Source organism: Pseudacidovorax sp. DMC4 (genome assembly GCF_056314265.1).
This window is the reverse complement of the sequence record NZ_JBQUYR010000001.1, coordinates 595,572-620,494: the sequence shown is the minus strand read 5'-3', so window position 1 is coordinate 620,494 and position 24,923 is coordinate 595,572. Positions and strand designations below refer to the sequence as shown.

The window sequence follows — 24,923 nt, the reverse complement described above, 5'->3', positions numbered from 1 at the left end:
GCCTTCCCACTCAAGCGATGAAGCGTTGCCAGAGCGCAGCGAGCCAGATGCCCCCGGCCAGAAGGCTGGTGAGGAAGACGGCAGCGCTGCCCATGTCCTTGGCACGCTTGGACAGGTCGTGCCACTCGGGCCCGATGCGGTCGATGGCGGCCTCGACCGCGGTGTTGAGCAGTTCCACGATCATCACCAGAAGAACGCCGGCGACCAGAAACGCCGTCTCGATCCAGCTCTGCCCGACGATGAAGGCCAGCGGCAGGAGGACGATCGCAAGGCAAGCTTCCATCCTGAAGGCGGGCTCACCCCAGCCTGCCTTCAGCCCATTGAGGGAGTAGAGGGTGGCATGCCAAAGACGGTCTAGACCCTTGCGCGCTTTCTGGGGATTGACATGCAGGGTGGGGTCAGGAGTGCTCATCGGGGAATCGGCGAGGCATCGACGATGCGGGTGCCTGCCCATGCGTCGTGCCAGAACTGTTGTTGAGGGTGAAAACGTGCCAGCAGGGCCCAGATGGCGACCCAGCCTGTCATCAGAACGAGCACTTCGCCGCCGCTCACCTTGAACGGGAGGGCATGGATGGCCGCCAACGGCGGCAGGAACCAGATCCAGCCGAGAAGGTAGCGGACCAGCGCGCGACCCTGGGTCAGAGGGCGGCCGTTTCGATCCACCAGGCGCAGTCTCCAGGTCTTCATCGCGAGTGTCTGGCCGCGGGACCAGAACACCGTGAAGTAGATGCCGAACACCACGAAGAGAAAAGCCTGGAGCAGGGGGCGGCGTGCATCCATGGCGTCACGCATCTGCCCCAGCGTGCTGAAGAGCCAACCAGCCACGAACACGACGGAAAAAAGCAGAAGTCCCTCGTAGAGCCAACAGGCCATCCGGCGCCAGATGCCGGGGGGAGCCACTGGCGTCGGTACGTCTTGGCGGGCTGGAGAAATGGAGGAAGCCGGGGTGCGCAACGAAGGCATGCCCTATTGTCGGGCACGCCGGCTAAGGTGCCGTGGCCGTCGGCTCGGCCGACGGCCGTCCTGTCATCAGGACGCTGCCCGCGTCCTGCCCTGTGGCGTCGCCGATCGGCGCGGCATTGGCAGCCTCCGGCCCGGGCGAGGGCGTGATCTGGATCCGCGGGCCGCCATGCGGCTGCTGGAAGGCGGTGGCAGGTACGGGAACCAGTTTGTCTGCCGGCACCGGCCGCGCTGCAGGAGCGGCACCGATGCTGCGTCCACCCGCACTTTCCGCCAGTTTGCGCCGCTCCGCTTCGCTCAGAGCCTGATAGGCCTCCCATTTGGCCTTGAGCTGATCGGCCGGCGCGAGATTGCGCACTTCGGCGAAATTGAGCCGAGCCAGCGCGCGCTGGCGCGGACTCAGCGCAGCCCAGTCCGTCATGCGTTCATGCAACTTGGCCTGCTCTGCTGTCCCGATCTGGTCGAAGTTGCGGGACAGCGCGATCCATTTGCGGCGTTGGGCATCGCTCAGGGTGTTCCAGTGGGGTGCCAGGGGCGCAAGCGCCTGCTGCTGGGCCTTGGTGAGCGTTGTCCACCGCGGTCCACTGCGCGTCTGCGCTGCCGACTTGACCGACCCTGCGGCTGGACCACTTTCGCCGGCATGCACTGGAATCGAACCCGCCCCGATCGTCATGACGGCCATGATCAGCGCAAAAATGTTGTGTGCTGGCAACATTTGACGACCTTTGGCATGGTCGCCAGGCGAAAGATTCTCGTGCGAAGGCCGGGTCATATCGACCTCCATCACTGGTGCGCAGCGGCGGCGTTCGCCTTCAGGAACTGGGCAAAACCGGGGTCGGTGTAGGCGGCGGGCGGGAGGTCGTCGGTCAGCAAGGCTGCATCGACCTCGGCCAGTTCGGCGGTACGGCGCTCTTCCTGGGTCAGGCCAATGGTGAGCAGGCCAATCGTCAGCAGCAGCAGGGGCGCCACGGCCAGCGCGCGCTGCCACCAGCCCTGAAGGCCGAGGATGGCGCTGCCGCCGGCTTCGACCACGACGGTGTGGGCCATCTCGCGCTTTCGCTGGGAAAGCGCCCGTGTGCGGGACGCTCGGAGGCGCTCGCTGATGTCGCGCGGCAGGTCGTCTGCACCGGCGCTCAGTCGAGCGGCGATGGCGCGGCCGAACAGGTCTTCCGGATTGGAGGAGGAGGTCATGCGTGTCGAAGTCATGGCGGCAGAAACCCCTTCGCCTTGAGGGCGCGGCTGAGTGCCTGGATGGCCCGGGAGCAGTGCGTCTTCACGCTGCCTTCTGAGCAGCCCATGGCGGCGGCTGTCTCGGACACATCCATCTCCTCCCAGTAACGCAACAGGAAAGCTTCTCGTTGACGAGTGGGGAGCGCCGCGATCTCGGCTTCGATCTGGTGGAAGACCTGGGTGCGGCGGGTGACATCCTCGGCGCTTTCGGTCTCGCGGGTGTCGAGGTCACCGTTGAAGCTGCCGAGCAGATCGAAATCGCCCGCGTCGTCGTCGTCGCTCTCGAAGTCGCTGAGGTTCGAGAACAGGGCCCGGCGCGTCTTCTGTCGCCGAAACCAGTCGAGGGTGCAGTTGGACAAAATCCGCTGGAACAGCATCGGCAACTCGGCCGGTGGCTTGTCGCCATAGTGTTCGGCCAGCTTCATCATGCTGTCCTGCACGATGTCCAGGGCCGCCTCTTCATCGCGAACGTGGTACAGCGAACGCTTGAATGCACGCTTTTCGACGCTCTTGAGAAAATCTGAGAGTTCTTGTTCGGTGGCCAAGCGCGAGGTTGCCGTAGGGCGAGGGAGGGGCGACTGCGGAGGGGCTATGGCGCGAACCTGTGACAAAGGCCCGCAGACAAACTCATGGATTATTGCATTGGCTGGCAGGAGGCTGGCTTTTGTCCTGTCCGGTGTCATAATCGCCGGCTCGCAGTCAAAAGGCAAACGGGTCAAAGTCCGGCGGTTCACCTGTCCGCCCATGGTTTTGGCCTCAAGTCCTGGCGCGGCCCCACAAGGGCTGGCAAGGGGCACCCAAGGTTTTTCGTTCCCGAAAACTCGGAAGGTTCATCAAATGGAAATCTCCAAGGCAGAGACCGCCGCGGTCGCGGCTGGCCAACCCCAAGAACTCATGGGCTCTGAAGTGCTGATCAAGGCACTGCAGGCCGAAGGCGTCAAGTACATCTGGGGCTACCCCGGTGGCGCCGTCCTCTACATCTACGACGCGCTCTACAAGCAGGACACCATCCAGCACGTGCTGGTGCGCCACGAGCAGGCGGCCGTGCACGCCGCCGACGGTTATGCCCGGGCGACGGGCGACGTCGGCGTGGCGCTGGTCACCTCGGGCCCGGGCCTGACCAATGCGGTTACCGGCATCGCGACCGCGTACATGGATTCGATCCCCATGGTGATCGTCGCCGGCCAGGTGCCCACGGCGGCCATCGGCCTGGACGCCTTCCAGGAATGCGACACCGTCGGCATCACGCGCCCCATCGTGAAGCACAACTTCCTGGTCAAGGATCCCAAGGATCTGGCGGCGACCATGAAGAAGGCCTTCCACATCGCCCGCAGCGGCCGGCCCGGCCCGGTGGTGGTGGACGTGCCCAAGGACGTCTCCTTCAAGAAGGTGGCCTACCACGGCTACCCGGACAAGGTCGAGATGCGCTCGTACAACCCGGTGCGCAAAGGCCATGGCGGGCAGATCCGCAAGGCGCTGCAACTGCTGCTGACGGCCAAGCGTCCGTACATCTACACCGGCGGCGGCGTGTTGCTGGGCAATGCCACCAACGAGTTGCGCACGCTGGTCGACATGCTCGGCTATCCGGTCACCAATACGTTGATGGGCCTGGGTGCCTACCCCGCGAGTGATCGCAAGTTTCTGGGCATGCTGGGCATGCACGGGACCATCGAAGCCAACAATGCCATGCAGAACTGCGATGTGCTGCTGGCTGTGGGCGCGCGCTTCGACGACCGCGTGATCGGCAACCCCAAGCACTTCGCGCAGAACGAACGCAAGATCATCCACATCGACATCGACCCGTCGAGCATCTCCAAGCGGGTGAAGGTGGACGTGCCGATCGTCGGCGACGTCAAGGACGTGCTGACCGAGCTGATCTCCATGATCCGCGAGAGCGGCACCAAGCCCGACGGCGGGGCGCTGGCCGACTGGTGGAAGACCATCGAGACCTGGCGCAGCCGCGACTGCCTGAAGTACGACCGCGACAACCAGGACGTGATCAAGCCGCAGTACGTCGTCGAGACGCTGTGGAACATGACCAAGGACGTCGAGGCCTACGTCTGCTCCGACGTCGGCCAGCACCAGATGTGGGCCGCCCAGTACTACCGCTTCGACGAGCCGCGGCGCTGGATCAATTCCGGCGGCCTGGGCACCATGGGCGTGGGCATCCCCTACGCCATGGGCATCAAGCTGGCCAAGCCGGAGGCGGAGGTCTTCACCATCACCGGCGAAGGTTCGGTGCAGATGTGCATCCAGGAACTGTCGACCTGTCTGCAGTACAACACGCCGATCAAGATCTGCTCGCTCAACAACCGCTACCTGGGCATGGTGCGCCAGTGGCAGGAGATCGAGTACTCCGGCCGCTACAGCCACAGCTACATGGACGCGCTGCCCAACTTCGTGAAGCTGGCCGAGGCCTATGGCCACGTCGGCATGCTGATCGAGCGGCCGCAGGACGTCGAGCCCGCGCTGCGCGAGGCCCGCAAGCTCAAGGACCGCACGGTGTTCATGGACTTCCGCACCGACCCCACCGAGAACGTGTTCCCGATGGTGCAGGCCGGCAAGGGCATCACCGAGATGCTGCTGGGCAGCGAAGACCTCTGAGCCCTGAGCGGGGCTGGCCGTGCGCGGCCGGCGCCGCGTTTCCCTTTCCCTTCCAGACGAATCTATTGCCCGCCGAGCCTGCGCATTACCGTGCGCAGGGGAGGGCGGCGAAAAGAGGAATCGACACCATGAAGCACATCATTGCCGTGCTGCTCGAGAACGAGCCCGGCGCACTTTCCCGCGTGGTGGGCCTGTTCTCGGCCCGCGGCTACAACATCGAGTCGTTGACGGTGGCCCCCACCGAAGACCCGAGCCTGTCGCGCATGACCATCCAGACCCAGGGTTCGGACGACGTGATCGAGCAGATCACCAAGCACCTCAACCGCCTCATCGAGGTGGTCAAGGTGGTCGACCTCACCGAAGGCGCCTACACCGAGCGCGAGCTCATGATGGTGAAGGTGCGCGCCGTGGGCAAGGAACGCGAGGAGATGAAGCGCATGGCCGATATCTTCCGCGGCCGCATCATCGACGTGACCGACAAGAGCTACACCATCGAGCTCACCGGCGACCACGGCAAGAACGACGCCTTCCTCGATGCCATCGACCGCAGCGCCATCCTCGAGACGGTGCGCACCGGCCCGAGCGGCATCGGCCGCGGCGAACGCATCCTGCGCGTGTGACGGAATCGGGGCTCGGTCCTTGCCCGTCCGGTCCGAGCCTGTCGAAGCCCCGCAAGCCAGCCGGCCGCGGGTCTGCAATGAGCCCTTCGACAGGCTCAGTACGGACGGCAACCACCCATCGCAACCCCTTCAGCTAAACGGAGAGAAGACATGAAAGTTTTTTACGACAAGGACTGTGACCTGAGCCTGATCAAGGGCAAGACCGTCGCCATCATCGGCTACGGCTCGCAAGGCCACGCGCATGCCCAGAACCTGAACGACAGCGGCGTGAAGGTCGTGGTCGGCCTGCGCAAGGGCGGCGCATCGTGGGACAAGGTCGGCAAGGCTGGCCTGAACGTCCTCGAAGTCAATGACGCCGTGAAGTCCGCCGACGTCGTGATGATCCTGCTGCCCGACGAGCAGATCGCCGAGGTCTACAAGAACAACGTCGAGCCGAACATCAAGGAAGGCGCCTCTCTGGCCTTCGCCCACGGCTTCAACGTGCACTACAACCAGGTCGTGCCCCGCGCCGATCTGGACGTGTGGATGGTGGCGCCCAAGGCTCCGGGCCACACCGTTCGTTCCACCTATGCCCAGGGCGGCGGCGTGCCCCACCTCGTGGCCGTGCACCAGGACAAGTCCGGCAAGGCTCGTGACCTGGCCCTGAGCTACGCCATGGCCAATGGCGGCGGCAAGGCCGGCATCATCGAGACCAACTTCAAGGAAGAGACCGAGACCGACCTGTTCGGCGAGCAGGCCGTGCTGTGCGGCGGCGCCGTCGAACTGATCAAGATGGGCTACGAGACGCTGACCGAAGCCGGCTACGCACCCGAGATGGCCTACTTCGAGTGCCTGCACGAGCTCAAGCTGATCGTCGACCTGATCTATGAAGGCGGCATCGCCAACATGAACTACTCGATCTCCAACAATGCGGAGTTCGGCGAGTACGTGACCGGCCCCGAGGTGATCAACGATCAGTCGCGCGCCGCCATGCGCAACGCCCTCAAGCGCATCCAGAACGGCGACTACGCCAAGATGTTCATCCAGGAAGGCCGCCTGAACTACCCGTCGATGACGGCCCGCCGCCGCAACACCGCCGACCACTCCATCGAGCAGGTCGGTGGCCAACTGCGCGCCATGATGCCCTGGATCGCCAAGAACAAGCTGGTCGACCAGAGTCGCAACTGATCGGGCTTCGGCGGGGCATGCTCCGCCAGCTGCGAAGGCCACCGCGTGCGGTGGCCTTTTTCTTTGTCGTCACCCCTTGATGGCGTGTGCGCCGATGTCCTTTGGAAGCGGCAATCCGGCGCGGGGCGCGACGACGTCATTGACTACACTGCCACGTTTCCCGGAAGGCCGGAGGCCGAATTCATGCACGACCACTCCCCCTTGAACGACGCGCCGATCCGCAAGCGCCGCAAGGGCATCTACGTACTGCCCAACCTGGTCACGCTGGCGGCGCTGTTCGGTGGCTTCTATGCCATCGTCATGGCCATGAACGGCCGCTTTGACCTGGCCACGGTGGGCGTGTTCTGCGCCATGGTGCTCGACAGCCTGGACGGCCGCGTGGCACGCATGACGCACACCCAGAGTGCCTTCGGCGAGCAGATGGACTCGCTGGCGGACATGGTGTCCTTCGGCGCGGCGCCGGCGCTCATCGCCTACGAATGGTCGCTCAAGGGCCTGGGCCGCTGGGGCTGGATCGCTGCCTTCGTGTACTGTGCCTGCGCGGCGCTGCGGTTGGCGCGCTTCAACGTCAACACTGGCGTGGTCGACAAGCGTTGGTTCCAGGGTCTCCCTTCGCCCGCCGCAGCGGCGCTGGTGGCCGGCTTCATCTGGCTGATGACCGACTGGGGCCGGCGCGGCGCCGACGTCTGGTACCTGAGCTGGACGCAGATCACCTGGATCACCTTCTTCTTCACGCTGTACGCGGGACTGTCGATGGTGACCAATGCGCCGTTCTACAGCTTCAAGGACATGCAGATCCGCAAGAGTGTGCCTTTCGCCACGTTGGTGCTGATCGCGCTGGGCATCGCGGTGATCAACATCCATCCGCCCACCGTGCTGTTCTGCCTCTTCGTGCTCTATGGCCTGAGTGGCTACGCGATCTATGCATGGCGCAAGGCCAAGGGCCAACCGGTGAGCATGATCAGCATTTCCACCGACGAGCCCGATGAGCGTGGGTTGCACGAATGATCGGGCCCTGTGTTAGAGTCGGAGCCCTCATGAACGTTTTTGCCCTGGCCCTACTACTGATCTCCCCCGACGGGCGGAGAAGGTAAAGGCGCACGCGCAAAACACCCTCGACACGGCCCGTTTGCACCAGCAACGGGCCGTTTGTCTATGGGGTTGCTGGTCGGTTCCAACCTCTTGCAGAGAAATCGACATGCTTCAGCAGCCTCACACCAAGTACCGCGCCTTCGCACCGATCGGTCTCAAGGACCGCACCTGGCCCGACGCCGTCATCACCCGTGCGCCGATCTGGCTGTCGACCGACCTGCGCGACGGCAACCAGGCCTTGGTCGAACCGATGGACCTCGAACGCAAGATGCGGATGTTCGAGACGCTCGTGGCCATTGGCTTCAAGGAGATCGAGGTCGGCTTTCCCTCGGCTTCGCAGACCGAGTTCGACTTCGTGCGCAAGCTGATCGAGGAAGACCGCATTCCCGACGACGTGACGATCCAGGTGCTGACCCAGGCGCGCGAGCACCTGATCGAACGCACCTTCGAATCACTGCAAGGCGCCCCGCGCGCGATCGTGCACCTCTACAACGCCGTGGCGCCGGTCATGCGGCGCGTGGTGCTCGGCCTCGACGAAGACGGCATCGTCGAACTCGCCGTGACCCATGCGCGGATGTTCAAGGACCAGGCCGCGCGCCAGCCGGCCACCCAATGGACCTTCCAGTATTCGCCCGAGATGTTCTCCGGCACCGACCTGGCCTTCTCCAAGCGTGTCGTCGATGCCGTGACCGAGGTCTGGGCACCGACGCCCGAGCGCAAGTGCATCGTCAACCTGCCGTCCACGGTCGAGCATTCCACGCCGAACATCTTCGCGGACATGATCGAGTGGATGCACCGCAATCTGGCGCGGCGTGAATCCATCGTGCTTTCGGTGCACCCGCACAACGATCGTGGGACGGGTACGGCCGCTGCCGAGTTCGCAGTGATGGCCGGTGCGGACCGCCTGGAAGGCTGTCTCTTCGGCAATGGCGAGCGCACCGGCAACCTCGACGTCGTGAACGTGGCGCTCAACCTCTACACGCAGGGCGTGTCGCCGGGCCTCGACTTCTCGCACATCGACGACATCCGCGCTACGGTCGAGCATTGCAACCAGATTCCCGTGCACCCGCGCCATCCCTATGTGGGTGACCTGGTCTACACATCGTTCTCGGGCTCGCACCAGGATGCGATCAAGAAAGCCTTCTCGGCGCGCAAGGACGGCGACATCTGGGACATCCCCTACCTCCCGATCGACCCGAAGGACGTGGGCCGCAGCTACGAAGCCGTGATCCGCGTGAACAGCCAGTCGGGCAAGGGCGGTATCTCGTACCTGCTCGAAAGCGAATACGGCCTCGAATTGCCGCGCCGCCTGCAGATCGAGTTCAGCCAGGTGGTGCAGCAGGTGATGGACGTGGAAGGCAAGGAACTGGGCGCGGCCGACCTCTGGAGCATCTTCCGCCGCGAGTACCGCATGGACGGCGCCCAGGGCCTGCGCCAGCGCGTGCAGTCCGTGGAAGGCGAGGGCGACCAGGCGCTCACCGTGCTGCGTGGCGAACTCATGTGGGCCGGCGAATCAGTGGCCATCGAAGGCCGCGGCAACGGGCCCATCGATGCCTTCAGCCGGGCCGTGGCCGAGGCCATCGGACAGCCGATCCGCGTGATGGACTACCACCAGCATGCCATCGGCGCCGGGGCCGACGCGCGCTCGGTGGCCTATGTGGAGATGCGCATGGGCGATTCGCGCACGGTGTTCGGCGTCGGCATCGATGCCGACACCACGGCCGCCGCGCTCAAGGCCATCGTCTCGGGCATGCAGCGTGCCGGAGGTGCAGAGGCGCAGCAGGCACAATCGTCGGTTGCCGCCGAGGTGGCCTGACGCAGAACGTACACGGACAAGGAGCCCATGATGACCGACCAGCTGATCATTTTCGACACCACCTTGCGCGACGGCGAGCAGTCGCCAGGCGCCTCGATGACGCGTGACGAGAAGCTGCGCATCGCGCGCCAGTTGGAGCGGCTCAAGGTCGACGTGATCGAGGCTGGTTTTCCCGCCAGCTCCAATGGCGACTTCGAGGCGGTGCAGGCCATCGCCAACGCCATCAAGGACTCCACCGTGTGCGGCCTCTCGCGTGCCAACGACCGCGACATCTCGCGCGCCGCGGACGCCCTCGCGGGCGCGGCGCGGGCGCGCATCCACACTTTCATCGCCACGTCGCCGCTGCACATGGAGAAGAAGCTGCGGATGACGCCGGAGCAGGTGCTGGAGCAGGCGAAGCTGGCCGTGCGCTTCGCCCGCAACAAGGTGGCCGATGTGGAATTCAGCCCCGAGGACGGCTACCGCAGCGACGTGGACTTTCTCTGCCGCGTGCTCGAGGCCGTGATCGCCGAAGGCGCCACGACCATCAACGTGCCCGACACGGTGGGCTACGCGATCCCCGAGCTCTACGGCCAGTTCATCAAGACGCTGCGCGAACGTGTTCCCAACAGCGACAAGGCCATCTGGTCGGTGCACTGCCACAACGACTTGGGCATGGCGGTGGCCAACTCGCTGGCCGGCGTGAAGATCGGCGGCGCCCGCCAGGTCGAATGCACCATCAACGGCCTGGGCGAGCGCGCGGGCAACTGCTCGCTCGAAGAGATCGTGATGGCGGTGAAGACCCGCAAGGACTACTTCGGACTCGACCTCAACATCGATACCCAGCACATCGTGGCGGCCAGCCGCATGGTCAGCCAGACCACCGGCTTCGTCGTGCAGCCCAACAAGGCCGTGGTGGGCGCCAATGCCTTCGCGCATGCCTCCGGCATCCACCAGGATGGCGTGCTCAAGGCCCGCGACACCTACGAGATCATGCGCGCCGAGGACGTGGGCTGGACGGCCAACAAGATCGTGCTGGGCAAGCTCAGCGGCCGCAACGCCTTCAAGCAGCGATTGCAAGACCTGGGCGTCTCGATGGACAGCGAGGCCGACCTGAACGCCGCCTTCCTGCGCTTCAAGGAACTGGCTGATCGCAAGGCGGAGATTTTCGACGAGGACATCCTTGCCCTTGTCAGCGCCGAGCAGCAGTCGAACGTTGACGAGCAGTTCAGCTTTGTGTCGCTCTCACAGCACAGCGAGACCGGTGAGCAGCCTCATGCCCGTGTGGTCTTCATCGACCAGGGCAAGGAGGTGGTGGGCGAATCGGGCGGCAACGGCCCTGTCGACGCTTCGCTCAAGGCCATCGAGTCGCATGTGAAGAGTGGCGCCGAGATGGTGCTGTACTCGGTCAATGCCATCAGTGGCTCGACCGAAAGCCAGGGCGAAGTGACGGTGCGGCTGCAGAATGCGGGGCGCGTGGTCAACGGTGTCGGGGCCGATCCCGACATCGTGGTGGCCTCGGCCAAGGCGTACCTCAGCGCCCTGAACAAGCTGCACAGCCAGACTGAGCGCGTGGCGGCGCAGGGTTAGTTTCGAGCGCTCTTCGGCTTGCATGAAGAAGGGGGCGCAAGTCACTGATTTGCGTCTCTTTTTTGTATTCGATAGACTGCGGCACCTTGTAGATTTCCATGCCGCTGGAGTAGTTGATGGCCGAAGCCCCCGCGCAGCCTGTTTTGCCCCGAATTCCTTCACAGCGGTACTTGCCCGCGCTGCGCCTTCTGGCCGTGGCGCTTTGCGCAGTTTCCTTCCTGACGCCCGCCGCCCATGCCACTGGCAAGAAGCAGCAGGCCGCGGCCAAGCGGCCAACTGCCACCAGCAAGGTCGCGGCCAAGCCCGCCACCAAGGCGTCCAAGACCCGCACCGAGGAGCGTGCCGTGCGCGGTGGCCGGAATGTGGTCGCGACGGTGCGAAAGAGTGGCGGCAAGACGGTGGTGGCCGTGCAGCGTCGCTCCGTGGTGCGCGTCGCCGAGCCGCCCCGCCAGTCCTATGGCCAACTCGCTGGCCTTCATCACTCGCAGGACCCGCTGGACCTGAAGTCGAGCGTGGCGCTGGTGATGGACCAGGACACCCGCGAAGTGCTGCTGAGCAAGAACGACCATGCCGTGCTGCCCATCGCCTCGATCACCAAGCTCATGACGGGCCTGCTGATCAGCGAGGCGAAGTTGCCGATGGACGAGCCGATCACCATCACCCAGGACGATGTGGACACCGAGAAGTTCAGCCGTTCGCGCCTGGCCGTGGGCACCACGCTGCCGCGCGGCGAACTGCTGCATCTTGCCCTGATGTCGAGCGAGAACCGGGCCGCTCATGCGCTGGGGCGTACCTACCCAGGCGGTCTGGCCACCTTCGTGAGCGTGATGAATGCCAAGGCGCGGATGATCGGCATGAAGGACACCCGCTATGTCGAGCCCACGGGTCTGTCGAGCAGCAATCAGTCCACGGCCCAGGACCTGGCCCTTCTCGTGGCTGTCGCGTCGCAGGATTCGCTGGTGCGCAGCCTGACGACCTCGCCGGAATACCAGGTGGAGGTGGGCAACCGCATGCTGCAGTTCAACACCACAAACCGGCTGGTGCGCAGCCCCGATTGGGACATCGGTCTGCAGAAGACGGGCTACATCTCCGAGGCCGGACAGTGCCTGGTGATGCAGGCGCGCGTCGCCGGCCGCAAGCTCATCATGGTGTTCCTGGACTCTGCCGGCAAGTTCAGCCGGATCGCCGATGCCGAGCGCGTTCGCCGCTGGGTGGAGACCAACCGCTTCGCGCCGATGCATACGGCCAGCAGCCAGATTTCTGGCTGACCCCCGGGGCAGTATGGGCTGCTCCAGATGAACCAAGGGCCCTCTCGAGGGCCCTTTGCGTTTTGCGTCGGCGTACCCGCGGCGCGCCGGGAACCGTGAACGACGCTGTGGCGTCAGGCCGCCCTGGCCGGCTGTGCCATGTCGGCAGAGGGCGGCGTCGCATCCGAGTAGCCGAGCGCGCCCGAGATCTCGTTCGCCGTGGCCTGCAACTTGGGGAGCCAGCCGTCATCGAGCCGATCGGCGGGGGCCGAGATGGACAGGCCCGCCACGAGCTTGCCCTGGTCGTCGTAGATGCCTGCCGCCATGCAGCGCACTCCGAGTTCCAGTTCCTCGTTGTCCCGCGCGATGCCGTACTGCCGCGCCCGGGCGAGTTCGCGCTCAAGGACAGGCAACTGCGTGATGCTGTTGCGGGTGTGGCCTGCGAGGCCAGTGCGCGTCGCGTAGCTGCGCACGCGCTGCTGTTCGTCGGCGGCGAGGAACAGCTTGCCGGTGGAGGTGAGGTGCAGTGGCGCACGGCCGCCGATGGCCCGCACCACCTGCATGCCGGAGCGTTCGCTGTAGGCCCGCTCCACGTAGACGATCTCATCGCCTTGCCGCACGCTCAGGTTGACCGGCTGCTGCGTGAGCTTGTGCAATTCGCGCATCGGCCCCAGGGCGGCGTCGCGAACATTCAGCCGGCCTTTGACCAGATTGCCCAGTTCGAGCAGCCGCATGCCGAGGCGATAGCTGCCCGGTTCCGGCCGGTCCACGAAACGTCCGACGGCGAGGTCGTTGAGGATGCGGTGGGTGGTGGAGGGATGGAGCCCCGTCTTTTCGCTGATCTCCTTGAGGGAGATCGCGTCCTCGCGAGACGCCAGCACGTCGATCAGGGCGAACATGCGCTCGATGACCTGGATGACGGGCGTGGCAGGAACGTCGGTGTTGTTCTTTCTCATGGGACGGCACTGAACCAAACGGCCGCCATTTTATAGCGTGAAATCAAACTTCGCGCCATTCACCGTCCACCAGGATCTGGTGGGGGGCGAACTTGGCCTTGTAGGCCATCTTGTTGCTGTGCTCGATCCAGTAGCCCAGGTAGACGTGCGGCAAGCCGAGTTCGCGCGCCTGGGCAATCTGCCAGAGCACGCCGTAGGTGCCATAGGCAGCACCTTCCTCCGGCTCGTAGAAGGTGTAGACGGCCGACAGTCCGTCGTTGAGCACGTCCAGGATGGACACCATCTTCAGGGCGCCGGGACTGCCGTCGTCGGCCGGCTCGCGGAACTCGACCAACCGTGAGTTGACGCGGCTCTGGAGCAGGAACTGGGTGTACTGGTCGATGCTGTCGTGGTCCATGCCCCCGCCGGCGTGGCGGCCGTTCTGGTAGCGCAGGTACAGCTGGTAGTGCTCGGGCACGAAGCACAGTCGCAGCACCCGGGCCTGCAGATGCTGGTGGCGTTGCGCGGCGCGGCGCTGGCTGCGGCTGGGAGCAAAATGTTCCGCCAGGATGCGCAGGGGGATGCAGGCGCGGCAACCGTCGCAGTAGGGGCGGTAGGTGAACATTCCGCTGCGGCGGAAGCCGCCCAGCACCAGGTCGGAGTAGGCGTCGCTGTTGATGAGGTGGCTGGGCGTGGCCACCTGGGAGCGCGCCTGACGGTCGGGCAGATAGCTGCAGGGGTAGGGCGCTGTCGCGTAGAACTGCAGCGTCTGGAGCGGCAGATCCTTGAGGAGCGTCATTGCTGTGCCGGCAGAAGTTCGTTCCAGTATATGGGGTCGAATTGCCATGCAGGAATGGGCGGCTGCCTGCATGCATCGCCGATATGGGCGAGGAACTGCGCCCGTGGCCATTCGCTCGCGCCCAGGCTGGCCAGATGGGCGGTGTTCTGCTGGCAGTCGATGGCCTGCACGCCGTGGTTGCGGCAGAAGGCCACCAGGGCCGCCAGTGCGATCTTCGAGGCGTCGGTGCGCCGCGCGAACATCGATTCGCCGAAGACCGCCCGGCCCAATGCCACGCAATAGAGGCCGCCCGCGAGTTGTCCGTCGATCCAGGTCTCCACGCTGTGCGCGTGGCCGGCGCGGTGCAGTGCCACATAGGCCTGCTGCATCTCGGGGAGGATCCAGGTGCCCGACTGGCCCGCCCGGGGCGCCTCGGCGCAGGCGGTGATCACGTCGGCGAATGCATGGTCGATGCGGATCTCGCACCGCGGCGCCTGCTGGCGAAACGCCAGCAGGGTCTTGCGCAGCGAGCGGTGCAAGCGGAAGGCGCCAGGCCGGAGCACCATCCGCGGGTCCGGGCTCCACCACAGGATGGGCTGGTCGTCGCCGAACCACGGGAAGATGCCGTGGCCATAGGCGTCGAGCAACGTCGGCACGTCCAGTGCGCCGCCGGCCGCCACGACGCCCGGAACGGGATCTTGGGGCCCCCACGCGGTTGCTGGCGGTGGGAGCGGCTCACCAGCGGCGAGCCACGGCAGTTTGCGGGGAAGTCGTGCCACGGCTGGATTCTGGCGCATGCCGGGCGCGATCCCGGCACGCGCCGCTTCCAATGGGCCGCACCCTCCGATTTCCCCCAAAAAGGCGAAGGGTAAGGGCCTGGATTGCGGCACACTCTCGGCCGGCCGCCGCGAGGCAGCCATGAGGGCGCCGGCCCAAGGCTTTGCCGGCGTGGAGAACTATTCGAGGCGATCCGCCTTTCCTGGAGCTTGCGTGTTCCGCCTGCTGATCTGTGATGACCATCCGCCCATCCGGACGGCACTGCGGTTGCTCGCGCGTCAGGTCGATCCCACCAGCGATGTCACCGAGACCGGCAACGCCCGCGACCTCGTCGAGGTTCTGCGTGGGCGCCGCGACTTCGACCTGTTGGTGCTCGACCTTCAGTTGCCGGGCATGTCCGGCCTGAGCGTCCTGTCGGAGGTCAAGCAACTGCGGCCGGAACTGGCCGTGCTCGTCCTTTCTGCGGACGAAAGCCCCCAGAGCGTCGATGCGGCGCTGCAGGCCGGTGCTTCCAGCTATCTGTTCAAGTCGGCGAGCGAGACGGTGCTCTTCCAGGCGCTCAAGGATGTCTGCGGCCGCCGGCTTGCGCTGCCCGAAAGCATCACGGCCAAGGCCGGCGGCCGGGGCCGCGCGGTGCCGGACGATGGGCTGTCGCTGTCGGCCCGGCAACGCGACGTGCTGAACTGCCTGCTGCACGGCATGTCGGCCAAGCAGGTGGCACGCACGCTCGGCCTGTCCGAAGGCACGGTCAAGAGCCACACGGTGGCGGTGTTCCGGGCCCTCAATGTCAGCTCCCGTGCGCAGGCGGTGGTGGAAGCGCATCGGCGAGGCATCACGCTTGGATGCTGAGGCGCACGACCGCGACCTGATCAGCTTCGCCCTGGCCCAGGCCGCCGCCGCGGCCAGGCTGGCCCTGGTGGGTGTGTTGATCCTCGCCGCGGTCGCATGGCGGGATGTGGGTGCATCAGGCGTTCTCGCCTGGAGCGTGGCCGCGGCGGGGTCTCTGCTGCTGCGCAACCGCGTCATGGCCGTGGCGGCCCGCTGGCTGTCGCAAGGGCGTCCCACGCGCAGCGCACGACGCATCCTCTGGGCCTCCTCGTTGCTGCTGGCCTTTGCCCTGGTCAGCCTGCCCCTGCTGGGGCTTCCGCGCATGCAGACCGAGACGCGATTGCTGGTGACGCTCTTCTATTGCTGCTGGGGTGCAGCGGGCATGTCATCCCTGGGCATCGTGCCTCGGCTGTACGCCGGCTATCTGGGGCTGATGCTGGGGGGCGTGGCCGCGGGTTGGGCGCGGGACTTCACGCCCCAGCTTGCTCCGGCGATCTTCGGCGGCCTCTTCATGTACTGGCTGGTGCTGAGCGTCTTCGCCCACGGCTTTTCCCGCCGCGTGGCCGAGGGCATCGCCATCCGCGCCGAGAACGCGCAACTGGTCAAGCAGCTGTCGGCGGCCAACGCCGCCAAGACCCGCTTCATCATGACGGCCAGCCACGACCTGCGCCAGCCGCTGCATGCCATCGGGCTGCTGGGCGGGGTGCTGGCGCGTGCCACCACCGCAGAGGACATCCACCGGGCGCGCGAGGCCCTGGCCATTGCGCTGGAGGGGCTGCAGCAGCTTTTCTCCGCCATCCTGGATCTCTCGCGGATGGACAGCGGGGCGCTGCGGCCCGAACTGCGCTACGTGCCCATCGCGCCGCTGGTTGCGCGCCTGGACATCGAGTACCGCGCCCTGTGCCTCGAAGGCGGCCGGCGCTGGGAATGCCGGGCCGAGACGGCGCATGTCCGCACCGACCTGGCGCTGCTCGAGCGGGTGCTGCGCAACCTGCTCGACAACGCGCTCAAGCATGGCGCCGATGGCGGGGTGTGTCTGGCGCTGTCCACGCAGCCCGATGGCGTGATGCTGGAGGTCTCCGACACGGGCCCGGGCATCCCGGTGGAGGAGCAGGACCGGGTGTTCGACGAGTTCTATCGCAGCCGCCACGTGGTCTCGTCCGGCATGGGGCTGGGGCTGTCGATCGTGCAGCGCCTGGCCAGGCTGCTCAACGCCCGCTTGCACATGGAATTCGTCGACCCGGTCCGGCGCTCCGGTACGCGGGTCACCCTGATGCTGCCGTTGGCGCAACCCAGCGACGAGCAGGCCGTCGAGCCCGAGGTGGTGCTGCCCGACCTGCAGGGCCTGCGCGTGCTGGTACTGGACGACGAGGCAACGGTGCTCGACGCCACCCGCGCCCTGCTGGAGCAATGGGGCTGTGTGGTCGCCACCTGCCGCAGCGGCAGCGAGGTGGCCGCTGCGGTACAGCGCCTGGGACCGCCGCATGTGGCCTTGGCCGACTACCACCTCGGCCCTTCGGAAAACGGCCTGATGGCCCTGGAGGCGTTGCGCCGCGATCAGCCCGAGATGGGCTGCGTCATCGTCACGGGCGAATCCGATGCGGTCATTCGTCAGCGACTGGCCGACGAGGGCCTGCCGGTGCTGGAAAAGCCGGTGGATCCCGAAGAGCTGCGCGCCGTACTGGGCCTGTTCCGCGCCATGGACGAATGATGAACGAAAGGGTGATCGATGCAGTGGCTCTCCGACAACCTGGAGGCGCTGCTCGAAGCGCCCGATGAGCAGCGACGTTTCGACGCCGTCGTCGTGGGCTCCGGCTACGGCGGCTCGGTGGCGGCATTGCGGCTGGCCGAAGCCGCGTTCAATGTCGTCGTGCTCGAACGCGGGCAGGAATACGTGGCTGGCGAATTCCCGAGCGACCTGAGCGATGCCGGCAAGTACGTGCGCGCCCAGTGGCAGGGCGCGACCGGCGTCCAGGGGGCCGGCTATGAGGATGCGCTCTTCGACTTCCGGGTGGGGCAGGGCGCCGCGGCCCTCGTGGGCAACGGACTGGGCGGCGGCAGCCTGATCAACGCCGGTGTCGGCCTGCAGCCCGAAGCGGTGGTGTTCCAGTCCGAGCACTGGCCTGCCGCCATCCGGCGCACCAACCTGCAGCCGTGGTTCGACCGCGCCCGTGCCATGCTGGAGTTGTCCAGGCCGGAGGACGGCCAGCGTTGCTTCGACCCGCAGGGCACGCGCAAGTACCAGGCGCTGCGCGGACTGCACGACCGGCTGCCCTCCCGGCCGGCCCGGGGCGATTCCGCCGCGGTCCGGCCCGAGTTCGAGGAGGTGCCCATCGCCGTCTGCCTGCATCCCTGGCAGGTCACGGCGCACGAGGGCGCGCTGGGCCCGCGGTCGGCCTGCACCGGCTGCGGCAACTGCGTCAGCGGATGCAACGACGACGCCAAGCTGACGCTCACCAAGACCTACCTGCCCGCTGCCCGGCGGGCGGGGGCGCGGCTCTTCGCGGGCGTGACGGTGCTCAGCGTCCATCGCGAGGAGGATGGCGACTTCCCCTGGGTGCTGCGCGTGGTCCGCACGGCCGAGCGCAGCCTGTACGAGGGCCAGCGCCAGCATGCAGGCGCCGCGGCCCGCGCCGGCTGGGTCCATGAACTGCGCGCACGGCAGGTGGTGCTGGCCGCCGGCACCTTCGGCAGCACGGAGATCCTACTGCGCTCCCGTTCCACGCCAGAGGGTGCGCCACGCGCGCCGCTCGCCACCAGCGACCGGCTTGGCGAGCGCGTGTCCGGCAACGGCGACGACGTCGCCTGCATTGCCGAGCTGGATGCGCCGGCCAACGCGCTGGGCGACACCGCCGCCGGCCCAAACCCCGAACCGGCGGGGCCCACCATCTCGGCCATGATCCGCTTCCGGGATGCCGCGGACGAGCGACGCTCGACCCTGGTTCAGGATGGCGGCGTGCCGGGGCTGCTGGCGCCCGTGTTCCAGGAACTCATCCAGACGCTCACCACGCTCGCCCGGCTGGACGACCCCGCCGGTCCGGCATCGACGGAGGTGGACGACCTGGCGCCGCAGCCGAAGGTCCTGACCCACTCGCTCACGCTGCTGGGCATGGGTCACGACGACAGCCCGGCCCGTATCGACCTGGACACGCGCAGCGACCGCATCCGCTGGCAGTGGCCGCGTCCCGAGGCGGCGTCCGCGCCGCCGCTGCACCGGGCCCGCGTGGCGCCCGCCACGGGCCAGGATGGGCGCTACCTGCGCAATCCGGGCAGCGGCATCCTGCCGCCCACCCTGGACGGCCTGCTGGGCGGGGCCGGCATGGGCCAGCTGCTGGTCACCGTCCATCCGCTCGGCGGTTGCCCCATGGGCGACGATGCGGTGCAAGGGGTGTGCAACCACCTGGGGCAGGTCTTCCGCGGACCGCAGGGCAGCGATGTGCACGAAGGCCTGTATGTGATGGACGGCTCGGTGGTTCCGACGTCGCTCGGTGTCAATCCCATGCTCACCATCACCGCCCTGGCCGAGCGCAGCTGCGCCGACCTGGTGCAGCGCCTGCATGCCGGGTCGGCGGCATGGATGCCCCCGCCGGCCGGCGCCGTGCCTCGGCCGTTGCCTGCGCCGGTCCTGCCCGCGCCCAGGCCGACGAGCACCGCCGGCGCCGTCGCCCCGGGTGCGTCGCTGCGCGAGGTGCTTCGCGGCCCGGTGCAGCCGTCGCCCTCGCAGCAATGGTGCGGGCCCTGGCCTCGGGACGCGGTGCCCGTCGGCGATGCCGCCTCGCTCTTCGTGCAGATGGAGGTGAGCGACTGGGCGCGCTTCCTGGCTGACCCGCGCCATCGGGCGCTCGTCCAGCCCTCGGGGACGGCGTCCTCCGCGGCCTACGAGGCCTCGCGCCTGCTGGTGCAGCTCGAAGGCCGCGCACGGCGCACGCTGTGGGTGGAAGAGGGCCATGCCGACCTGTATGCCCGCCAGCCGGAGTCCTGGCGGCGGCATGCGAGTCGCTGGCTGCGGCTGGTCCTCACCTACACCCTCAGCCGCTGGCTGCCGGATTCCGGCAAGGAGGGCGGCGGAAGCTTCTCGCTGAAACCCGCCAACCTGTGGCGGGTGGCCCGGATGCTGTGGCAGGCCGCGGAAGTGCGGGTCTTCGATTACCGCATGGTCCTGCGCATGGAGGTCGAGGACAAGGACCAGGACAAGGACCAGGACAAGGCCAGGGACGAGCCGCCGCTTCATCTGCGCGGCACCAAGGTCATCGATGGCGCAGCGTCTTGGAAGGACCTGGGGCAGTGGTGCCGCGCTGCATGGGCCGGTGGCTGGCCCGCCGTGCCGCGCCCCAGCGTCTGGAGCCAACTGGGCGAACTGCCCCTGTCGCTGAGCGACGCGTCCGGCGAAGTCCTGCTGCAGGGCCGGCTGCGCATGGACATGCCCGACATCGCCCGCAACCTGCTGCCCCAGCTGCACAGCGGCCGCGACAGCGTGACGGCGACGATGGCTGCGCTGGGCTATCCGCTGATGCTCGCGCGCGGGCTGCTGCGCACGCGGCTGCTGGACTTCCGCGCGCCGGACTACGCCCGGCGCACCGTGCCGCCTGCGCCCCCGGCAGGTGGCGAAGCCGAGCAGGTCTGGCTGCATTTCCCCGAGGACTGGACCCATGGCGGCTTTCCTCCACTGCAGACCCGTCGGCACGGCCAGGTGCCGCCCTGTGCGCCGATCCGGCTGCGCGTGCGCGCGCGGCTGGCGGATCCGGCGGCCTCGCCCATGGACCTGGCGCTGGTGCGCTACCGGCAGCCCCGGCCCGAAGTGCACGCCCCCGACGGGCAGGGGGCCTGCCGCGTGCGTGCGCTGCTGATGATCAACGGCTTTGCCCAGTCGACGCTGCCCTTCGTCGAGCCATTGATGGGCGCCGATGCGCTGGCGGCGCGGCTGTACGACGAGGGCTGGGACCTGTGGCTGCTGGAGTACCGCGTGAGTCCGCTGCTGGATGCCTCCGCCCGCTTCTCGACCATGGACGACATCGCGGCCTTCGACATTCCGTCGGCCGTGGCCCGCGTGTGCGCAGAGCTGGGCCAGGAGCTCGACCTGGCGCCCGAGCTGCTGCGCATCCACGCCTTCAGCCATTGCGTGGGCGCTGCTTCGCTGGCGATGTCGCTGGCCGGCGGACACCTGGCCGTGCGCCATCCCGAGGGCGACGGCCAGGTGCATCGCCTGGGCGGGGCCGTTTTTTCGCAGTTCCAACCCTATGTGATCGGCTCCAACTCGGCGCAGCAGCGCCTGCAGCTGGGCGCCTTCATGCACAACGTGCTCGGCCGCGAGTTCCTGGAGTTCGCCGCCGGCGTCGGCACGCCCGACCTGCTGCACGGGCTGTTGGACCGGCTCTTCGCCACGATGCCGCACGCAGACCTGCCCTGCGTTCCCCGCGGCGAGGCCTGCCCGCACGACGATCCGGCGTGCCCGCATGCCCAGCACTGTCCGCACAAGACTCAGGCCTGCCCGCACGAAGCCGATCTGCGCGTCGAGCAGCCTGACACCACCACCTGCAAGCGCATGTCCGGGCTGCTCAGTCCGCTGTTCGATCACGGGCGCCTGGGCGAGACTTTCCACGAGCGGCTGGACATCTACTTCGGCCGCACCAACCTCGGCGTCTTCCTGCATGGCGCCAAGTGCGTGCAGCACGAGCGGCTGGTGGACGACGATGGCCGCGACTATCTCTCGGACGACAAGGTCCGGCGCTATTTCGACATGCCGATGATGCTCATGCACGGCAGCGACAACCAGCTGTTCGACGTCGCTTCCCTCGCGCGCAGCGCCGATCAGCTGCGCCGGGTCTTCGGCGAGGAAGGGCGCTCGATCGCCTCCGATCCGGCTCAGCCCATGCCGCGGGTCACGGCCCACCCGCTGCCGGGCTTCGCGCATTTCGACTGCACCATCGGCCGCGCCGCAGCGCAGCAGGTCTTTCCGCGCATCGAGCAGTTCCTGGCCGATGCGTGGACGCGCCCGCTGGTCCCGCCGCAGGTGCAGCGCCATGCCGGGGCGCAACTGCCGGCGACCGGTCCGCTGATGGGCTGGGTGCGGCCGGGGCAGGGCGGCGCGACGGTGGTGCGGGTGTGGGCCGAATTCCGGCGCCGCCATGGCGGCCTCCTGGTGGGCTGCATGACGCTGGCGTGCGGCCGGCTCCGGGGGGAGTCATGGCGGCTCTCGCAGGCCTGGCCTCTGAGGACCGTGGTCCTGCAGACACGGCCGCCGGCTCAGGTGTCCGACACCGTGCCGCCGGGCACGGCCTTTCCGGTCAGCGTGCTCGTCGCCGATGTGGTGCTGCCTGCGGACGTGGAGGGCGTGCACATCGACGTCTTCGGGCTCTACACCTTCGACGCCAGCGCCGGGCCGACGGGTGCCGCGCCGCTGGTGCCTGCGGGCGTGCCGGGCCAGACGCCCCCGTCGGCATCCAACGGTGTCCGGGAGCCCAGAGAAATGCTGGATGAGGATGCCCAGGCCACCCATGACCTGGCGGTGCTGACCGGGCAGACGCCGGGCATGGTGTCGGCCGCCGCCGCGGACGCTGCCACGCCCTTCCGCCTGACCATCGACCAGAGCCTGCTCGTCCGCGCCGCCCGGCGCATGCCCTTGCCCGAGGACCGGGTGCCCGCGCCCTTCGCAGTCCCCCCGACCACGGACGAGGTCGTGCTGCCTGAGGACGGCCTGATCGGCCCGGTGGTCGAGCAGGGCGCGCCGCTGCCGCATGCGTATGCCGATGGCCTGGTGGCCGTGCTGCGGGCGGAGCTGGAGCGCCGCGCCGCCGCCGCGCGCCGCGCCGACCCGGCCACGCTGTCGCGGGTGGACCGTGAACTGGCCACGCCTGAGCAGGCAAGGTTGCACGTGGCCGATGCCCTGCGCCGGCCCGCGGAGGGGGGCACCTGTTTCCTTGCCGCGGGGTGCCGGCATCCGGGCATCACGGGCTTCGAATCGGCGCGTGCCGACGCCAGCCTGGCAGCGCTGGCGCACGCCCATGCCCGCACGGGCGACGCCCGCTTCATGGCCATGCTCGGCGACCAGGTCTATGCCGATGCGCGTGCCGGCCTCTTCGACACGGCCTCAGAGTTGGAGCGCATCCTGCCGCGCTACCGCGACGCCATGGGTTCGCCCGGCTTCCGCGCGCTGGCCCAGCGGCTGCCGCTCTTCATGGTGCTGGACGACCACGAGATCGTCGACAACTGGACGCGCGAGCAGCTGTGGTTGGGCGAGGGCGGCCTATGGCGGGCGCTCACCGCACGCGCGGCCTACCGCGCCTTCCAGCGCGCCCACGGGCCGGATCCCTTTCCGGCCGCGGAAGGCGACGCCGACGACGCGCGCCACCACGGCGCCTTCCGCTGCGGCGACATCTCCGCCTTCATGCTGGATGCGCGCACCTCGCGGCAACTCGGCACGCGTCGGCTGCTGTCGGAGACCGGCTGGAGGCTGCTGGAGAACTGGCTGTGCCGTGAGCAGCAGATGCACGGCGATGCACCGAAGTGGGTGATGTGCGGCTCGGTGATTGCGCCGGGCCTGCGGGAGTTTGCCGGCCGCCCCGCGCCGCGGCAGGCCGACAACTGGCAGATGTCGCCCGCCGACCGGCAACGCTTCTTCGACCTCCTGGTGCGGCACCGCATCCAGAACGTGGTGCTGCTGTCCAGCGACTACCACTGCTCGGCCGTGGCGCGGCTGCACATCGGGCTCGACCTGCAGGGCCTCGCCATCGTGGCACCGCCCCTGCATGCACCCATGCGCTTCGCCAACTCGTTGGCCGACACCGTGTTGCTCGAAGAGTCGGTTCCGCTCGTTGGCGGCCTCACGCTGCAGGTCGAGGGCGTGGGCGCCTGGGACGGGGAAGGCTGGCTGGCCGTCCGGCAGTCCGAAGGCGCCGACGGGCACTGGACGCTGGCGCTGGAGCTGCACCTGCGCGGGCAGGAAGCCGCGGCCTTCGACACGATCCATCTCCGCGAGACGCTGCCGAGTCGCCGGCCGCGTCCACGGGGTGCCGCTCAGAACGATTCCAGCGGCAGGCCGACGTAGTTCTCGGACAGCGAGGTCGAGGCCGCCGGCGAGTGCACCAGGTAGTCCAGCTCGGCCTCCTGGATCTTCTGGCCGAAGTCGCCGGTGTCCGGGAAGCGGTGCATCAGCGAGGTGAACCACCACGAGAAGCGCTCGGCCTTCCAGATGCGGCGCAGGCAGAGGTCGGAATAGCGGTCGAGCGCGCTGGTGCTGCGCTCGCCGTAGTAGCGCTCCAGCGCCTGGTACAGGTAACCCACGTCCGAGGCCGCGAGGTTCAGGCCCTTGGCGCCGGTGGGCGGCACGATGTGCGCCGCATCGCCGGCCAGGAACAGCCGTCCGAAGCGCATCGGCTCGGCGACGAAGCTGCGCAGCGGGGCGATGCTTTTTTCCAGCGCGGGGCCGGTCACCAGGCGCTCGCGGCCTTCCGGGTCCAGGCGCAGGCGCAGCTCGTTCCAGAAGGCGTCGTCGCTCCAGTTCTCGACCTTCTCTTCGACCGGCACCTGCACGTAGTAGCGGCTGCGGGTGCGGCTGCGCATGCTGCACAGCGCGAAGCCGCGCGGGGTGTTGCAGTAGATGAGCTCGTCGGACACCGGCGGCACGTCCGCCAGCATGCCCAGCCAGCCGAAGGGATAGATCTTCTCGTAGAGCTTGACCGCGCTGGCCGGCACGCTGGCACGGCTCACGCCGTGGTAGCCGTCGCAGCCGGCAATGAAGTCGCATTCGAGCTCGTGCGTGGCGCCGTCCTTCTCGTAGCGCACGCGGGGTCGCTCGCCGTCGAAGTCGTGCAGGCTGACATTGGCCGCACCGTAGAGGGTGGTCAGGCCGGCGGCGGCGCGGGCGTCCATCAAATCGCGGGTGACCTCGGTCTGGCCATAGACCATCACCTGCCGGCCCTGCGTGTGCGCGTGCATGTCGATGCGGTGGCGCTGGCCCTGGAAGAGCAGCTCGATGCCGTGGTGCGGCAGGCCTTCTGCGTGCGCACGGGCATCGACGCCGGCCTTCTTGAGCAGGTCCATCGTGACCTGCTCCAGCACGCCGGCGCGGATGCGGCCGAGCACGTAGTCGCCGGTCTGGCGTTCGACGATCACGTTGTCGATGCCGGCAACGTGCAGCAGTTGGCCCAGCAGCAGGCCGGCCGGGCCGGCGCCGATGATGGCGACTTGGGTACGCATGGGAAGGGTCTCCTGATCCAGGGGCAACAAAGGGATGGGCCGAAGCGTAGAAAAAAGCCGTCCCGATCCGGCGGCCCGTCAGGCTGTGCCGCGCGATGATTCGTT

Annotated in this window: 19 protein-coding genes; 10 read left to right on the top strand and 9 right to left on the bottom strand. The window is 67.7% G+C overall.

Annotated features, from left to right (window positions below; translation table 11 throughout):
* Positions 1-10: 10 nt before the first annotated feature.
* The 5 genes from ACT54X_RS02815 to ACT54X_RS02795 are packed head-to-tail and all read right to left on the bottom strand — an operon-like array spanning position 11 to position 2,735.
* Positions 11-412: a diacylglycerol kinase gene (locus ACT54X_RS02815; RefSeq protein ID WP_476344913.1), complete on the bottom strand. Its 402-nt coding sequence runs from the start codon at positions 410-412 to the stop codon at positions 11-13.
* Positions 409-963, bottom strand: a complete 555-nt coding sequence (locus ACT54X_RS02810; protein ID WP_476344911.1) for an RDD family protein — start codon at positions 961-963, stop codon at positions 409-411. The genes ACT54X_RS02815 and ACT54X_RS02810 overlap by 4 nt, the downstream gene beginning before the upstream one ends.
* 22 nt (positions 964-985) lie before the next feature.
* Positions 986-1,732 (bottom strand): DUF3106 domain-containing protein, encoded by a 747-nt coding sequence (locus tag ACT54X_RS02805; protein ID WP_476344909.1) that lies wholly within the window; start codon positions 1,730-1,732, stop codon positions 986-988.
* Positions 1,733-1,743: 11 nt separating this feature from the next.
* Positions 1,744-2,151: a DUF3619 family protein gene (locus ACT54X_RS02800; protein ID WP_294369518.1), complete on the bottom strand. Its 408-nt coding sequence runs from the start codon at positions 2,149-2,151 to the stop codon at positions 1,744-1,746.
* An 11-nt stretch (positions 2,152-2,162) separates the two neighbouring features.
* Positions 2,163-2,735 (bottom strand): RNA polymerase sigma factor, encoded by a 573-nt coding sequence (locus tag ACT54X_RS02795; protein ID WP_017759051.1) that lies wholly within the window; start codon positions 2,733-2,735, stop codon positions 2,163-2,165.
* 292 nt (positions 2,736-3,027) lie between these two features.
* On the opposite strand from ACT54X_RS02795, the gene ACT54X_RS02790 reads away from it, so the two are divergent.
* From ACT54X_RS02790 to ACT54X_RS02760, 7 genes are all read left to right on the top strand, one after another.
* A complete protein-coding gene (locus tag ACT54X_RS02790) occupies positions 3,028-4,794 on the top strand; it encodes an acetolactate synthase 3 catalytic subunit (RefSeq protein ID WP_476344906.1) in 1,767 nt (588 codons plus the stop codon).
* Positions 4,795-4,922: 128 nt separating this feature from the next.
* Positions 4,923-5,414: an acetolactate synthase small subunit gene (gene ilvN, locus ACT54X_RS02785; protein ID WP_017759053.1), complete on the top strand. Its 492-nt coding sequence runs from the start codon at positions 4,923-4,925 to the stop codon at positions 5,412-5,414.
* 150 nt (positions 5,415-5,564) lie between these two features.
* Complete coding sequence (gene ilvC, locus ACT54X_RS02780) at positions 5,565-6,581, top strand: ketol-acid reductoisomerase (RefSeq protein WP_476344904.1); 1,017 nt, start codon at positions 5,565-5,567, stop codon at positions 6,579-6,581.
* 183 nt (positions 6,582-6,764) lie between these two features.
* Positions 6,765-7,589 (top strand): CDP-diacylglycerol--serine O-phosphatidyltransferase, encoded by an 825-nt coding sequence (pssA, locus tag ACT54X_RS02775; protein ID WP_017759055.1) that lies wholly within the window; start codon positions 6,765-6,767, stop codon positions 7,587-7,589.
* Positions 7,590-7,779: 190 nt separating this feature from the next.
* Positions 7,780-9,489, top strand: a complete 1,710-nt coding sequence (gene leuA, locus ACT54X_RS02770; RefSeq protein WP_476344902.1) for a 2-isopropylmalate synthase — start codon at positions 7,780-7,782, stop codon at positions 9,487-9,489.
* A 30-nt stretch (positions 9,490-9,519) separates the two neighbouring features.
* On the top strand, positions 9,520-11,058 hold the full coding sequence (locus ACT54X_RS02765; protein WP_294369501.1) for a 2-isopropylmalate synthase: 1,539 nt from the start codon (positions 9,520-9,522) through the stop codon (positions 11,056-11,058).
* Positions 11,059-11,174: 116 nt separating this feature from the next.
* Entirely contained in the window at positions 11,175-12,326 is a 1,152-nt protein-coding gene (locus tag ACT54X_RS02760) for a serine hydrolase (protein WP_294369499.1), read from the top strand.
* Positions 12,327-12,439: 113 nt separating this feature from the next.
* On the opposite strand, the gene ACT54X_RS02755 is transcribed toward ACT54X_RS02760, so the two are convergent.
* Genes ACT54X_RS02755 through aat form a run of 3 tightly spaced genes read right to left on the bottom strand, consistent with a single transcriptional unit; the run spans position 12,440 to position 14,815 of the window.
* Complete coding sequence (locus tag ACT54X_RS02755) at positions 12,440-13,261, bottom strand: IclR family transcriptional regulator (RefSeq protein WP_017759059.1); 822 nt, start codon at positions 13,259-13,261, stop codon at positions 12,440-12,442.
* 43 nt (positions 13,262-13,304) lie between these two features.
* A complete protein-coding gene (locus ACT54X_RS02750) occupies positions 13,305-14,039 on the bottom strand; it encodes an arginyltransferase (RefSeq protein WP_294369494.1) in 735 nt (244 codons plus the stop codon).
* Entirely contained in the window at positions 14,036-14,815 is a 780-nt protein-coding gene (gene aat / locus ACT54X_RS02745; protein ID WP_476344899.1) for a leucyl/phenylalanyl-tRNA--protein transferase, read from the bottom strand. The genes ACT54X_RS02750 and aat overlap by 4 nt, the downstream gene beginning before the upstream one ends.
* A gap of 193 nt (positions 14,816-15,008) precedes the next feature.
* Here aat and ACT54X_RS02740 point away from each other — a divergent pair, with 193 nt between their 5' ends.
* The 3 genes from ACT54X_RS02740 to ACT54X_RS02730 are packed head-to-tail and all read left to right on the top strand — an operon-like array spanning position 15,009 to position 23,667.
* On the top strand, positions 15,009-15,644 hold the full coding sequence (locus ACT54X_RS02740) for a response regulator (RefSeq protein ID WP_017759062.1): 636 nt from the start codon (positions 15,009-15,011) through the stop codon (positions 15,642-15,644).
* On the top strand, positions 15,634-17,334 hold the full coding sequence (locus ACT54X_RS02735; protein ID WP_476344897.1) for a hybrid sensor histidine kinase/response regulator: 1,701 nt from the start codon (positions 15,634-15,636) through the stop codon (positions 17,332-17,334). The genes ACT54X_RS02740 and ACT54X_RS02735 overlap by 11 nt, the downstream gene beginning before the upstream one ends.
* 18 nt (positions 17,335-17,352) lie before the next feature.
* A complete protein-coding gene (locus tag ACT54X_RS02730) occupies positions 17,353-23,667 on the top strand; it encodes an alkaline phosphatase D family protein (RefSeq protein WP_476344895.1) in 6,315 nt (2,104 codons plus the stop codon).
* On the opposite strand, the gene pobA is transcribed toward ACT54X_RS02730, so the two are convergent.
* Positions 23,637-24,818, bottom strand: coding sequence for a 4-hydroxybenzoate 3-monooxygenase (pobA, locus tag ACT54X_RS02725; protein WP_294369482.1), 1,182 nt, complete (start codon positions 24,816-24,818; stop codon positions 23,637-23,639). The genes ACT54X_RS02730 and pobA overlap by 31 nt on opposite strands.
* Between the last annotated feature and the right edge of the window lie 105 nt (positions 24,819-24,923).